Genomic DNA, 13075 nt, shown 5'->3' on the forward strand with positions numbered 1-13075 from the left:
GCTCCTGCAGTGCTTCGCAGACTGCAATGAGCATCTAAGGCACTACGCCGCGCGCCGCCGCGCCTGCAGCACGCCGCGGCCAGCGCCATTTCAGGTTCACCGCCAGCGTGCCGAGCACGATCAGCGCCAGGCCCAGCCATTGCACCGGCACCAGCCGGTGGCCGTACAGCAGGTAATCCAGCAGCAGCGTGACCAGCGGGTACACGAACGCCAGGATCGCGATCGTCGCCACGTGCAGATGCCGGTACGACGAATAGAACAACACGTAGACGATGCCGCTGTGGATCACCCCCAGCCCGGCCAGCCATAGCCAATGCATGCCCGGATGCAGTGCGCTGCCGCTGGAAAATCCCGCCAGCAACAGCGTGCCTACCCAGCACTGCACCGTCACCACCGCCAGCGGCCGCTCGCGGCCGATGCGCCGCGACATCAGCAGCGACGCGCCGCACAGCAGCGCCGCCAGCAAGGTCAGCGCGATGCCGAGCAGATAGCCGCGATCGGCCGTCTGCCACAGCCGTGCCGGATCCGCCGAACAGGCCACGCCGACGAAGGCCAGCAGCGTCCAGCCCAGGTCGCTGCGGCGCGTGCGCTCGCCCTGCAACAACGCCGCCAGGATCAGCATCACGAACGGGAACACGTGGTAGACCATCGTCGCCACGCCGATCGACGAGCGCGCCATGCCGGCGAACAGCGCCACCCAGTTCAACACCAGCAGCACCCCGCTGACCACGGCGTCGCGCAGCAGCGTGCGCTCGCGCCACAGCCCGCGCAGCTGGCCGCCGAGCAGACCGCACACGGTGAGGAACAACGCGCCGAACAGGCAGCGGTAGAACACCGCGGTCACCGGGTCCTGCCCGCTCTCGTGCACGAACACGCCGACCGAGCCGATCAGCACTTCGGCCAGCAACAGCTGCCACAGCGCGCGCCGGGTGGCGCCGGCGGGAACGGCGACGGCCGCGCTCACAGCGCGATCGTCCCATGCAGATACTGCACCGCGCTGCCGCGCACATGGACGTGGTGCGCTTCGACCCGGCACCCAAGCTCGCCGCCACGCGCCGACGCCTGCAGCGCGGTCAGCTGCGTCTTGCCCAGCGCCTGCGCCCACAGCGGCGCCAGCGCGGCGTGGATGGAGCCGGTCACCGGATCCTCGGCGCCGCCGTTGGCCGGCCAGAAATAGCGCGACACGAAATCGTGGCTGCTGCCGGGCGCGGTCACCGACACATCGCGCGGCGCCAATGCCAGCATCCGCGCCAGATCCGGCACCAGCGTGCGCACCTGGCGCTCGTCCGCGTACACCGCGATGTACGCCTGCTGGTTCGCATACACCGCCTGCGGCGCGATCGACAAGGCATCGAGCAAGGCCTGCGGTACCGACGCCAGCAACGCCGGCGCCTGATTCGGAAAGCGCATCTCGAAGCTGCCGTCGTCCAGCCTCTCCACCCCCAGTTCGCCAACCGCCGCCGTACGCAAGCGCAGCGGGAACGGCGCCAGTCGCTGGCTGGCGATCACATGCGCGCTGGCCAGCGTCGCATGGCCGCAGAAGGCGACTTCCTTCAGCGGCGAGAACCAGCGGATATCGAACACGCCGTCCGCGTCGCGCACGAAGAATGCGGTCTCCGACAGATTGTTCTCGCCGGCGATGGCCTGCATCAGCGCATCCGGCAACCAGGCCTGCAATGGCACCACGGCGGCCGGATTGCCCTTGAACGGGACCGCGGTGAAGGCATCGACGATGAACACGGAAAGCGGCATGGCGGCCTCGCAGCGGTTGCGGCAACGCCGGCGCAGCGGCCGGCACAGCAGCAGTCTGCAATGCGGTACCCGACCGGTACAGATTCAGATACGCTGGAAATTGACCAATACAGATAAGGCACCCGCATGCTCCTGTACGAAGCGCTCGCCACGCAGCTGCGCCAGCAGATCGAGCGCGGCACGCTGCGTGCCGGCGAGCGCCTGCCGTCGATCCGGCAACTGGCCGCGAACCACGGCATCAGCACCGCCACCGCGGTGCAGGCCTGCCTGCAGCTGGAACGCGAAGGACGGGTGCAGGCACGGCCGCGTTCGGGCTATTTCGTGCGCGCGGCCGCGGCGCCGCTGCCGGCGGCCACCGCGCCGGCGCGGCGGCGCACGCCGGGCGTGGTCGACAACCCGGCGCTGCAGGGCGTGCTCGACATGCTCGCGCGCTCGGACCTGGTGCCGCTGCACACCGCCACCCCGGCGCTGGCGCTGCTGCCGGCTGCGCACCTCGCCGCCGCACTGGCACGACAGCTGCGCCGCCATCGCGCCGTCGCACTCGACTACGCACCGCCGCAAGGCCACGCCGCGCTGCGCCGGCAGATCGCGCAGCGCTACGCGCACTGCGCGACCACGGTGGCGGCGGACGAAGTGGTGGTGACCGCCGGCGCGATGGAGGCGATCAGCCTGGCGCTGCGCACGCTCACCGCACCCGGCGACGTGGTGCTGGTGGAAACGCCGACCTACCACGGCATCCTGCAGGCGGTCGCGGCGCTGCGGCTGAAGGTGCTGGAAGTGCCCACCCGCGCCGGCCACGGCATCGACGCCGCGCGCCTGGACGCGCTGCTGCAACGCATCCCGGCGCGCGCGGCGGTGCTGGTGCCCAACTTCAACAACCCGCTCGGCAGCCTCACCCCCGACAGCGCCAAGCGCGCCCTGCTCGACAGCTGCGCGCGCCACGGCACCGTGGTGATCGAGGACGACATCTACGGCGAGCTGGATTGGTCCGGGCAACGGCCGCGCCCACTGCGCCACTTCGACACCCACGGCAACGTGATCACCTGCGGTTCGTTCTCCAAGGTGCTGGCGCCGGGCCTGCGCGTGGGCTGGCTGCTCGGCGGCGAATGGAGCGACGCGCTGGTCCGCGCCAAGTATTTTTCCACCGTCGGCGGCGCCAGCCTGTCGCAGCTGGCGCTGGCCGACTACCTGGAACGGCACGACCTGGAACGGCATCTGCGCAAGCTACGCCGCACCCTCGCCGACAACGGCCAGCGCCTGCGCGAAGCGATCGTGCGGCACTGGCCGGCCGGCACCCGGATCGGCGATCCGGCCGGCGGATTGTCGCTATGGCTGCAGCTGGCCGACGGCGGCAGCGGCCAGGCCTTGTTCGAAGCGGCGCTGGCCGCAGGCATCGGCACCTCGCCCGGGCACCTGTATTCCAGCCGCGGCGACTACGCCGACCACCTGCGCCTGAGCTGCGGCCAGCCGTGGAGCGAAACGCTGGAAAACGCCATGCGCCGGCTGGGCAAACTGACCACGCGGCTGCCGCGCTGAGGCGTCGGGCGTCGGGCGTCGGGCGTCGGGCGTCACGATAGGATGCGGCCATGGCTGCCTACTGCACGCGCGGTCCGCCGCCGAAGATCCCGCTGCGCGCCGAACACGGTTCACTCGATGCGGCCACCACCGAATGGACGCCATTGCGCGCCTCTGCGGTAGACCAGCGACGAAGCGTCAACGCCGGGGGGCATCCAGTTGCAGACAATCCGCCCTGCCAGGGGACGGCGCCAGGCGGCCTCCGGCCCATCAGTCGCCACAGACACCGCGCCCACACATGTCGCGCGCCAAGAGAAAAGCGCTGCTGTAGGCCGCCAATCCCTGCCCTGTTTACGGCGTCGCCGCGCCGATCGCCAGCGCCGCGCAAGCGCCGAACAAGGTACAGGCGAGCATGGCCAGCGCGCTGAGCGGGCTGCGCCAACGCTGCCGCGACAACGACGATGCGGGTTTGCGGCAAGCGAGCATGGCGCGACTCCAGTCCGGGAAGACACGATGGCGAAGGCCGAGGAATCTAGCGGCACGCCGTCTCAGCCGACGCGACCGTAATCGCACAATCGCGCATTGGACGATGCGCCGTGGGGTTGTTTACGCGTAGCGTCGGCGGGCGAGCGGAATCGTCATGCAACTGCCACTGCAGCGTCATCGTGCAGCAGCCATCGCGATGGCCAGGTGGCGGCGGGAACTGGCCGCGGCCGCCATAAAAACGCCGCCACAACACGGTGCCAGCGCGGTTCTCTCTGTCTACTTACAGACAACGTAACCTTGTAGGAGCGACTTCAGTCGCGACGGGCCTTACCGGTGGAGCCCGTCGCGACTGAAGTCGCTCCTACAACGATGTCCCAGCATGTACCTCGCCACCACCTCCACGCGGAGCACGCTGCGCTCGCGTATGCAACTGCCGGCACTCGGCATGACTGGGGACACCGCCGCAACGCGCACTCACTCCTGCAGCGCGCGCGCGTGGTGGGCGATGTGCTCGCCGATGAAGCTGCCGATGAAGTAGTAGCTGTGGTCGTAGCCGGGCTGCAGACGCATCGTCAGCGGATAGCCGGCGGCATCGGCGGCGGCCTGCAGCAACTGCGGCTGCAATTGCTTGTCTAGGAACTCGTCGCCGCCGCCCTGGTCGATCAGCAGCGGCAGGCGCTCGCTGGCCGCGGCGATCAGCGCGGTGGCGTCGTAGGCCTTCCAGCTGGCGCGATCCTCGCCCAGGTAGGCAGCGAACGCCTTCTCGCCCCACGGCACCTGGCTCGGCGCCACGATCGGCGAGAACGCCGACACGCTGCGATAGCGGCCCGGATTCTTCAATGCGATCACCAGCGCGCCGTGGCCGCCCATCGAGTGGCCGCTGATCGCGCGCCGGCCGTTGTGCGGGAACTGCGCTTCGATCAACGCGGGCAGTTCCTGCACCACGTAATCGTACATGCGGTAGTGCCTGGCCCACGGCTCGCGGGTGGCGTTGACGTAGAACCCGGCGCCCTTGCCCAGGTCGTAGCCGTCGGCGTCGGCAACGTCGTCGCCGCGCGGGCTGGTGTCCGGCGCGACCAGGATCACCCCGTGCTCGGCGGCATAGCGCTGCGCGCCGGCCTTGCTGATGAAGTTCTGCTCGGTGCAGGTGAGTCCGCTGAGCCAGTACAGCACAGGCAGCGCGGCGTGCTCGGCCTGCGGCGGCAGGTACACGGCCACGTTCATCGTGCAGCCGAGCACGGCCGAGTCGTGGCGATAGACGTCCTGCCAGCCGCCGCAGCAGGCATGGTGTTCGATGCGTTCCATGGAATGGGATCCCGGATAGGGGATGCGGACGGACGGGTGCCGGCCGCATCCGAAGACGCCGCCGCAACGCACCGCCACGGCGGCACGCGGCGGGCGGCAGGTTTCAGTGCAGCACGCCGCTCTTGCGCGCGACGTGGGTGGCGATCGCGTCCATCAACGGCGGCGACAGGCAGTCGTACGGTTCCAGCTTCAGTTCGCGCAGCCGGCTGCGCACGCCGTCCATCGCTTCCGGACGGGTGCCGCTTTCGATGATCGAGGACACGAACGCCGCAAAGCCCGGCGCCGACCAGCCCTGCTGCGGCGACAGCTCGGTATGGATGAAGTCCAGCCCATGGAACGGATGCTCGGTGTTCTCGATGCGCCCGTACATATGCACGCCGCAGCCGGTGCAGGCGTGGCGCCGGATGGTCGCGCTCTCGTCGACCACCTTCAGTTTCTCCTCGTGCGCGGTGACCTTGACCTTGTCGCGGCCGACCACCGCCACCACCGAGAACGTCGCGCCTTTCGGCTTCCAGCACTTGGTGCAACCGCAGGCGTGGTTGTGCGCGGTCTGCGCTGCCACGTGCACGGTCACCTTGTCGCTGGCGCAGTGGCATTCCAGGGTCCCGCCCTGGAAATTCTCCGCACCCGCGTGTACTCCACCGTCCACCGACGGATGAATCGTTACGGTACTCATCATGCCCCTCCCGGGTTCGTTGCGTACCTGCATGCGCGGAAGCGGCCGCGCGCCGGACTGACCGTCAGGTCAGAAATGGATCACGGTGCGGATCGACTTGCCTTCGTGCATCAGATGGAAGGCCTCGTTGATCTCTTCCAGCGGCAAGGTGTGGGTGATGAACGGATCCAGATCGATCTCGCCATGCATCGCCTGCTCCACCATGCCCGGCAATTGGGTACGGCCCTTGACGCCGCCGAACGCGCTGCCACGCCACACGCGGCCGGTGACCAGCTGGAACGGACGCGTGCTGATCTCCTGGCCGGCGCCGGCCACGCCGATGATGACGCTCTCGCCCCAGCCCTTGTGGCAGCACTCCAGCGCCGAGCGCATCACGTGCACGTTGCCGATGCACTCGAAGCTGAAGTCCACGCCACCGTCGGTCAGCTCGACGATGACCTCCTGGATCGGCTTGTCATAGTCCTTCGGGTTGATGCAATCGGTGGCGCCCATGCTGCGCGCCAGGTCGAACTTGCCCGGATTGGTGTCGATGGCCAGGATGCGCCCGGCCTTGGCCTGCACCGCGCCCTGGATCACCGCCAGGCCGATGCCGCCCAGGCCGAACACGGCCACCGAATCGCCCGGCTTGACCTTGGCGGTGTTGTGCACCGCGCCGATGCCGGTGGTGACGCCGCAGCCGAGCAGGCACACCTTCTCCAGCGGCGCCTCCGGGTTCACCACCGCCAGCGAGATCTCCGGCACCACGGTGTATTCGCTGAAAGTGCTGCAGCCCATGTAGTGGAAGATCGGCTGGCCGTTGTAGGAGAAACGGGTGGTGCCATCGGGCATCAGGCCCTTGCCCTGGGTGGCGCGCACCGCCTGGCACAGGTTGGTCTTGCCCGACAGGCAGAACTTGCACTTGCGGCATTCGGCCGTGTACAGCGGGATCACGTGATCGCCGACCTTGACGCTGGTGACGCCCTCGCCGATCGCCTCGACGATGCCGCCGCCTTCATGGCCGAGCACGGCGGGGAAGATGCCTTCCGGATCGTCGCCGGACAGGGTGAACGCATCGGTATGGCAGACGCCGGTGTGGGTGATGCGGACCAGCACCTCGCCCTGGCGCGGCGGTTCGACGTCGATCTCCACGATCTGCAGCGGCTGGCCGGCTTCGAAAGCGACGGCGGCACGGGATTTCATGAGGTTTCTCCTGGAAGGACGGGTTGGGTCGTGGGGTTCGGGTCACTTGAGGTAGGAGCGCACCAGCATGCCCATCTCGCGCACGCGCGCGGCACGCTGCGTCTCCGAGGCGGCGGCGTGGCCGAATTCTTCGCGGATATGCGCCTGCATCACTTCCGACATCAGGCCGTTGACCGCACCGCGGATCGCGGCGATCTGCTGCAGCACCGCCGCGCAATCGGCGCCGCCTTCCAGCGCGCGCTCCAGCGCCTCGGCCTGTCCGCGCACGCGGCGGATGCGGGCCAGGACGCGTTTCTTCTCGTGGGGCGTGTGCGGCATGCGGCAACCTGAAAACTATACTGGGGGACAGTATATTCCTCCGCGCGCAAAAGAAAACGCCCGCGTCATCCCGGATCGGAAATGGCACAGGCGGCTGGAACCGTTAGGCATGGAGCGGGGGCAGCAACGCGCGGCCGGCACGGCGCCACCCTGGCGGTTCGCCCGGCGTCGCGGCCAACGCGCGCCATGGCGCACGCGCGGTCGCGCCGCAGCGATGGAGCGTCAGCGCTTTGTGTCCATGGATGTCTGAATACGACACAAACCCGCCATGAGCCCACCGCCGCCCCTGCCTATCATGATCCGGCGATCACACGCCCGCCTTGCACCCAGCAGCGATGGCCTCTGCGCGCACCAGTTTCAGACGGTAGCGGCCGCGTCTAGACTGGCCGTATTCCGAGCGGCCGCCCTTCAAGATCATGGATATGCAATCCTTCATTCTGGTGGTCGACGACGACCCCGATCTGCGCCGGCTCATCAGCGAGTTCCTGCAAGAGCACGGCTACCAGGTGGAAGCCGCCGAGAACGTCGCCGACATGCGCCGGCTGATGGCGATACGCCAACCCGACCTGGTGATCCTGGACGTGATGATGCCCGGCGAAGACGGGCTCAGCGCCGCGCGGCAGCTGGCCAGCGAGCGCGGCGCGCCGGCGGTGATCATGCTCAGCGCGCTGGGCAGCGACACCGACCGCATCATCGGCCTGGAAGTGGGCGCCGACGACTACCTGGCCAAGCCGTGCAATCCGCGCGAGCTGCTGGCGCGCGTGCGCGCACTGCTGCGTCGCAGCCAGGCGGCGACGCTGCCGCCCGAGGCGCGCGGCAACGTCTACGAATTCGCCGGCTGGCGCCTGGACGTGATCCGCCGCGACCTGCGCGACCCCACCGGCATCTTCATCAACCTCTCCGACGGCGAGTTCGCCCTGCTGCGCACCTTCGTCGAACATCCGCAGCGGGTGCTCAGCCGCGACCAGTTGCTCGACTACGCGCGCGGCCGCGACACCGAGGTCTACGACCGCGCGATCGACAGCCAGATCAGCCGCCTGCGGCGCAAGATCAACGAACGCGTGCAGACCGAACTGATCCGCACCGTGCGCAACGAGGGCTACATGCTGCTGCCGAGCGTCGCCCGGCTGTGAGCGCGCCCAAGCAGCGGGGTCGTCGCGGCGTCTCGATCTTCGCCCGCACCTTCCTGCTGCTGCTGGCGGCCCTGCTGACCGCGCAGCTGATCGGCATCGCCTTGCTGGTGCTGCGCACGCCGGTCTACGAAATGCCGGTGCATCCGCCGGAAGTGATCGCGCTGCTGACCACCAAGATGCCGGCCGGCACGCAGACCTTGAAGGTGCATGCCTCCAGGCAGGCGCCGCTGCCGGCGCCGGGGCAGGTCCGCGACCGCTTCGCCGAATTCATGCTGACCAACTGGCTGGACGTGGCGCCGGAACAGGTGCGCTTCTATCGCAGCAGCGACGACAAGCTCCCCAACCCGAACTTCACGCAGGAAGAACGGATCCGCCTGCGACCGCGGTCCGGCCCGCCCGGCGACGCGCGCTTCCTGCACGATGCAGCGCCATCGTTCGCCGATGCGGACGCACCGCCGCAGGCGCCGTTCGACGCCGGCACAGACCCCAACGCAAACGCACTGCAGCCGGCTCCGCCGCCAACAAGCGACGCCACCACCGGCGAACTCGGTACCGCGCTGCGCGCAGCCGGTTCGCGCTGGCGCGAGCGCGGCCTGGCCCCTGCATCGCCGTTGCTCGGCGGCTTCACCGCCGCATTGCAGCAACCCGACGGCCGCTGGCGCAGCGTGGTGTCGCCGCCGCGGCGTTTCTCCACCGCGTTCAAGACCCAGGTCGCGCTGCTGTTCGTGGCCGGCCTGCTGGCGATGCTGCCGCTGGCGTGGTGGTTCTCGCGCGCGCTGGCCGCGCCGATCCGCCGCTTCGCCGAAGCCGCCGACCGGCTAGGCCGCAATCCCGATGCGCAGCCGCTGCAACGCAGCGGCCCCAGCGAAATCGTGCAGGCGGCCGACTCGTTCAACGCCATGCAGGCGCGCCTGAACCGCCTGATCAACGAGCGCACGCACATGGTCGCGGCGATCGCCCACGACCTGCGCACCCCGCTGGCGCGCCTGGCATTCCGCCTGGAAGGCCTGCAGCCGCCATTGCGCGACAAGACCATCGCCGACATCGACGAAATGAAGGCGATGATCTCCGCAGCGCTGGACTTCATCCACAACGACAGCCGCCGCAGCACCCGCGCACCGCTGGATTTCCGCCTATTGGTGGAGAGCGTGGTCGACGACGCCAGCGACACCGGCGCCGAAGCGAGCTTCGTCGCCGGCCAGGCCATCACCCTCGATGGCGATCCGTTGTCGCTGCGGCGGATGGTGATGAACCTGCTCGAGAACGCACTGAAGTACGGCAAGCGCGCGCGCCTGCAACTGCACCGCGACGGCGCCGACTGCGTGCTGTGGATCGACGACGATGGCCCCGGCATCGACCCGGCCCAGCACGAGCAACTGTTCCTGCCGTTCTTCCGCGGCGAGAACTCGCGCAACCGCGACACCGGCGGCATCGGCCTGGGCCTGTCGGTCGCGCACAGCATCGCGCTCGCCCACGGCGGCGAGATCACCCTGACCAACCGCCCCGAGGGTGGGTTGCGGGTGTGTGTGGAGTTGCCGTGCCAGGCGGTGGCGTGACATTCAGGGCAAATGGCCTGCAAGCGCCGCGTAACGCCGACCGTGGCGCTCTGGCACGGCCCCAGGCCGGCTGCGCTGCGCGTGCCTTTCCCGCTGCAGCGCGGCCTTCAGCCGGGCAAGACCGTTGGGATTGGGCCACCCTGTGAACGTATCGAGAATGGTGTCGCCACGCATCAGATAGAACGTCGGCGTATCGATACTTTTCAGAAACGTCCAGTCGTTGCGTCGATACATCAGATGCATCGGCAAGGTCGGCTGGCCTCGATTCCACGCCAGGATCCCATCGACGGGCGGAGTCGGGCCAGGCGCGACAAGCAACACGAGCACTTCCCGCAACCAACGGTCGTCCTCGTTGGCGACGATCTCAGCGAGCGCATTCACCGAGAAATGGCAATCCGGATGGACAACCGCGAACACGGCCAGGCGACGCTCGCGCGCTGCGAGAGAGCGCACCACGGCATGCGTCGGCGAGTCGATATCGATCACGCGCCGGGAATCGGCCTTCTGCGCAAACGAAAGCGCGGGCAAAGGCGCGACCGGCCGAGTGGGCAATGACGCCAGTATCCGGTTCGCCTCGTCGAAGCGGCTAATCGAGGCCAAGGCTTCGGCATAGGAGATGACATGCCAGCGGGTAATCCGCCGTTGCGCTTGCAGCCGCCGGTACAGACAACCGATCTTGCGTACATGCCTGGGGTCGAACGAATACCCCTCGGCAAGCACTGTCGCCCTGAACAAATCGTCATCGTGGATAGGGGCGCCAGCCTTGCCGCAGGGATCGATGGCGCCGGCGATGCGTTCGTACCTGGCCACGACCGCCTCGGCTCGCTGCGCACCGGACTGATCGCGCAGACTCTCGTCGTAGTCCGCCAGCGCATCATAGAGCGAATGCTCAGGCACCTCCGGTGCCGCTGCAGCACAGACCAAAGGCGCCACCATCGCAAGGATGGCGGCGCCGACAAGACACCCCAAGGGGCGCGACAAGCGCATCAGCAACCACTCATGCAAATCTTGCCTACACTCTCCTCGCAGGTGTGCGGGCTTTCACATTTGTAATCGTTGTGATCATCATCTGGTCCCCTGCCAGGAGTCGAAGGTGGGTAGGCCAGATTCACTTTCATATCCTCCTCCCCATCAACACGCATCTTGTGCATGGAGGAAATCGTGCTCTCCAGGCCGAATAGCGACAGCAGACGATAGGCCTGGCTTGCGGAAAGTTCCGCTTCGATATCGCTGTAAGTGAACGATGTAACGCCCTTCTCGTTGAACCTCAACGATTCGACGAAGCGTTTCTTTGCAGCAGGAGAAAGCAGGTTGAGCGGGCTGGACGCATCCTCTTTCGCCAGGTATTCCCTGAGCAGGGCGGCAGAATGGATCGGCGCGGTTCTCAGCCGCAACGCCTTTTGCTCGGCCTGCGCATCCGTCAACTCGGCAGCCCTCTGTTCGGCAGCGGCATCAAGCGGAGGATCTTTGGCTTTGCCGCAAGGACTCAGAAAAAATCCCGCGCAAAGCAACAAGGTCACGAATAGCCCATTTATCTTCTGGCTCATAAGTACCCCTTTACGAATTCAATTACCCCCTGTGACGGACACTCTACCCCCCATTTTTTTGGCTTCAACTCTCACCGCTGAAACAGGAGCGTGATGCTGCGCGTACCGTCGCACCGCAGCGGCGCAGATCCGCCCACGTCAATACGCGAACTCGGAGAACACCGGATCCACATCGCCCTGCCAGGCACCGTGATACAGCGCCAGCTTGCGCTCGGCCGCGGTCTCGCCGGCGTGCAGGATCTCCACCAGCGGTTCCAGGAAGCGCGATTCGTCCTGGCCGTCGCCGTTCAGGCGGGCGCGGCGGCGCAGGCCGTTCAGGGCGATCTTCACCGACTCGGCGGCCAGGTCCTGCACGCTGCCGTTGCGGAACGGCAGCTTCAGCGCCTGCTTCGGCACGCCGTCGCGCAGCGCGTGGCGTTCGACCAGGCTGAAATCCTTGACCAGGTCCCAGGCCGCGTCGAGCGCGGCATCGTCGTACAGCAGGCCGACCCAGTACGCCGACAACGCGCACAGCCTGCCCCAGGGACCGGCGTCGGCGCCGCGCATTTCCAGGTATTTCTTCAGCCGCACTTCCGGGAACGCGGTGGTCATGTGATCGGACCAGTCGCGCAGCGTCGGCAGCGCGCCCGGCAGCGCCGGCAACTTGCCCTGCATGAAATCGCGGAAGCTCTGCCCGCTGGCGTCGACGTAGGTGCCATCGCGGTAGGAGAAGTACATCGGCACATCGAGCAGGTAATCGACGTAGCGCTCGTAGCCGAAACCGTCTTCGAACACGAAGTCGAGCATGCCGGTGCGGTCGGCGTCGGTATCGGTCCAGATGTGCGAGCGGTAGCTGAGGTAGCCGTTGGGCTTGCCCTCGGTGAAGGGCGAGTCGGCGAACAGCGCGGTGGCGATCGGCTGCAGCGCCAGCGACACGCGGAACTTCTTGATCATGTCCGCTTCGCTGGCGTAATCCAGGTTGACCTGCACCGTGCAGGTGCGGGTCATCATGTCCAGGCCGAGCTTGCCGACCTTGGGCATGTAGTGTTTCATGATCTGGTAGCGGCCCTTGGGCATCCACGGCATTTCGTCGCGGCGCCACTTCGGCTGGAAGCCCATCCCGAGGAAGCCCAGGCGCAGTTCGTCGGCGACCTGCTTGACCTCGTTGAGGTGGCTGCCCACTTCCACGCAGGTGTCGTGGATGGTCTCCAGCGGCGCGCCCGACAGCTCCAGCTGCCCGGCCGGTTCCAGCGTCACCGAGGCGCCGTCGCGCAGCAGCGCGATGGTGTGTCCGCCTTCGCGTACCGGCTCCCAGCCGAAGCGGGTCAGGCCGGTCAGCAGGGCCTCGATGCCGCGCTCGCCGTCGAAGGTCGGCGGGCGCAGGTCGTCCAGGCGGAAGCCGAACTTCTCGTGTTCGGTGCCGATGCGCCACTGCGCTTCGGGCTTTTCTCCGGAGGCCAACACCTCGACCAGTTCGGTGCGGTCGGTGATCGGCGTCTCGGCAACGTGGCTGGGGCTCGACAAGGGCAGGCTCGCACGGAAGAGGGGGGGGCGATGTGGGGATGGCCCGCCAGCATCGCAAGGGCCGCACTATAGCGTGACCGGCGCGAAGCCCACATCGCTACCGGC

At 67.8% G+C, this 13075-nt stretch carries 13 protein-coding genes; 3 read left to right on the forward strand and 10 right to left on the reverse strand.

Translation table 11 applies throughout. From position 1 onward, the window contains the following. Positions 1-34: 34 nt before the first annotated feature. Both KHF85_RS15810 and KHF85_RS15815 read right to left on the reverse strand, forming a co-directional pair. Positions 35-964 (reverse strand): DMT family transporter, encoded by a 930-nt coding sequence (locus KHF85_RS15810; protein ID WP_284567392.1) that lies wholly within the window; start codon positions 962-964, stop codon positions 35-37. Continuing rightward, positions 961-1752 carry a PhzF family phenazine biosynthesis protein gene (locus tag KHF85_RS15815; RefSeq protein WP_284567393.1) on the reverse strand — a complete coding sequence of 264 codons (792 nt, stop codon included), beginning with the start codon at positions 1750-1752 and terminating at the stop codon, positions 961-963. The genes KHF85_RS15810 and KHF85_RS15815 overlap by 4 nt, the downstream gene beginning before the upstream one ends. A 126-nt stretch (positions 1753-1878) precedes the next feature. On the opposite strand from KHF85_RS15815, the gene KHF85_RS15820 reads away from it, so the two are divergent. Continuing rightward, positions 1879-3288, forward strand: coding sequence for an aminotransferase-like domain-containing protein (locus tag KHF85_RS15820; protein WP_284567394.1), 1410 nt, complete (start codon positions 1879-1881; stop codon positions 3286-3288). Between the two features lie 330 nt (positions 3289-3618). Here KHF85_RS15820 and KHF85_RS15825 read toward each other — a convergent pair whose 3' ends face one another. From KHF85_RS15825 to KHF85_RS15845, 5 genes are all read right to left on the reverse strand, one after another. After that, positions 3619-3753, reverse strand: coding sequence for a hypothetical protein (locus KHF85_RS15825; protein WP_256703573.1), 135 nt, complete (start codon positions 3751-3753; stop codon positions 3619-3621). A 474-nt stretch (positions 3754-4227) separates the two neighbouring features. Then, positions 4228-5058 (reverse strand): S-formylglutathione hydrolase, encoded by an 831-nt coding sequence (fghA, locus tag KHF85_RS15830; RefSeq protein WP_284567395.1) that lies wholly within the window; start codon positions 5056-5058, stop codon positions 4228-4230. 103 nt (positions 5059-5161) lie between these two features. Further along, positions 5162-5734 carry an S-(hydroxymethyl)glutathione synthase gene (gene gfa / locus KHF85_RS15835; RefSeq protein ID WP_053836665.1) on the reverse strand — a complete coding sequence of 191 codons (573 nt, stop codon included), beginning with the start codon at positions 5732-5734 and terminating at the stop codon, positions 5162-5164. A gap of 69 nt (positions 5735-5803) precedes the next feature. Beyond that, complete coding sequence (locus KHF85_RS15840) at positions 5804-6913, reverse strand: S-(hydroxymethyl)glutathione dehydrogenase/class III alcohol dehydrogenase (RefSeq protein ID WP_284567396.1); 1110 nt, start codon at positions 6911-6913, stop codon at positions 5804-5806. A gap of 42 nt (positions 6914-6955) precedes the next feature. Next, entirely contained in the window at positions 6956-7231 is a 276-nt protein-coding gene (locus tag KHF85_RS15845; protein WP_003477649.1) for a metal/formaldehyde-sensitive transcriptional repressor, read from the reverse strand. A 416-nt stretch (positions 7232-7647) separates the two neighbouring features. On the opposite strand from KHF85_RS15845, the gene KHF85_RS15850 reads away from it, so the two are divergent. Both KHF85_RS15850 and KHF85_RS15855 read left to right on the forward strand, forming a co-directional pair. After that, positions 7648-8364 carry a response regulator gene (locus KHF85_RS15850; RefSeq protein ID WP_038237819.1) on the forward strand — a complete coding sequence of 239 codons (717 nt, stop codon included), beginning with the start codon at positions 7648-7650 and terminating at the stop codon, positions 8362-8364. Next, a complete protein-coding gene (locus KHF85_RS15855; protein WP_284567397.1) occupies positions 8361-9920 on the forward strand; it encodes an ATP-binding protein in 1560 nt (519 codons plus the stop codon). Before KHF85_RS15850 ends, KHF85_RS15855 begins: the two co-directional genes overlap by 4 nt. 3 nt (positions 9921-9923) lie before the next feature. Here the strand turns inward: KHF85_RS15855 and KHF85_RS15860 are convergent, their stop codons facing one another. The 3 genes from KHF85_RS15860 to KHF85_RS15870 form a co-directional block, all read right to left on the reverse strand. Then, on the reverse strand, positions 9924-10907 hold the full coding sequence (locus tag KHF85_RS15860; RefSeq protein WP_284567398.1) for a hypothetical protein: 984 nt from the start codon (positions 10905-10907) through the stop codon (positions 9924-9926). Next, positions 10907-11467 carry a hypothetical protein gene (locus KHF85_RS15865; RefSeq protein ID WP_284567399.1) on the reverse strand — a complete coding sequence of 187 codons (561 nt, stop codon included), beginning with the start codon at positions 11465-11467 and terminating at the stop codon, positions 10907-10909. Before KHF85_RS15865 ends, KHF85_RS15860 begins: the two co-directional genes overlap by 1 nt. A 138-nt stretch (positions 11468-11605) precedes the next feature. Further along, a complete protein-coding gene (locus KHF85_RS15870; RefSeq protein ID WP_284567400.1) occupies positions 11606-12970 on the reverse strand; it encodes a glutamate--cysteine ligase in 1365 nt (454 codons plus the stop codon). Positions 12971-13075 lie beyond the last annotated feature (105 nt).

The sequence above is a fragment of the Xanthomonas graminis pv. graminis genome (genome assembly GCF_030168915.1).
GTDB classification, from domain to species: domain Bacteria; phylum Pseudomonadota; class Gammaproteobacteria; order Xanthomonadales; family Xanthomonadaceae; genus Xanthomonas_A; species Xanthomonas_A translucens.

Excerpts from the sequence above, each read along its gene's own strand:
- fghA (WP_284567395.1), bottom strand. The coding sequence starts at position 5,058 with ATGGAACGCATCGAACACCATGCCTGCTGCGGCGGCTGGCAGGACGTC.
- KHF85_RS15820 (WP_284567394.1), top strand. The coding sequence starts at position 1,879 with ATGCTCCTGTACGAAGCGCTCGCCACGCAGCTGCGCCAGCAGATCGAG.
- KHF85_RS15815 (WP_284567393.1), bottom strand. The coding sequence starts at position 1,752 with ATGCCGCTTTCCGTGTTCATCGTCGATGCCTTCACCGCGGTCCCGTTC.
- KHF85_RS15865 (WP_284567399.1), bottom strand. The coding sequence starts at position 11,467 with ATGAGCCAGAAGATAAATGGGCTATTCGTGACCTTGTTGCTTTGCGCG.
- KHF85_RS15825 (WP_256703573.1), bottom strand. The coding sequence starts at position 3,753 with ATGCTCGCTTGCCGCAAACCCGCATCGTCGTTGTCGCGGCAGCGTTGG.
- KHF85_RS15840 (WP_284567396.1), bottom strand. The coding sequence starts at position 6,913 with ATGAAATCCCGTGCCGCCGTCGCTTTCGAAGCCGGCCAGCCGCTGCAG.
- gfa (WP_053836665.1), bottom strand. The coding sequence starts at position 5,734 with ATGAGTACCGTAACGATTCATCCGTCGGTGGACGGTGGAGTACACGCG.
- KHF85_RS15845 (WP_003477649.1), bottom strand. The coding sequence starts at position 7,231 with ATGCCGCACACGCCCCACGAGAAGAAACGCGTCCTGGCCCGCATCCGC.
- KHF85_RS15850 (WP_038237819.1), top strand. The coding sequence starts at position 7,648 with ATGGATATGCAATCCTTCATTCTGGTGGTCGACGACGACCCCGATCTG.
- KHF85_RS15860 (WP_284567398.1), bottom strand. The coding sequence starts at position 10,907 with ATGCGCTTGTCGCGCCCCTTGGGGTGTCTTGTCGGCGCCGCCATCCTT.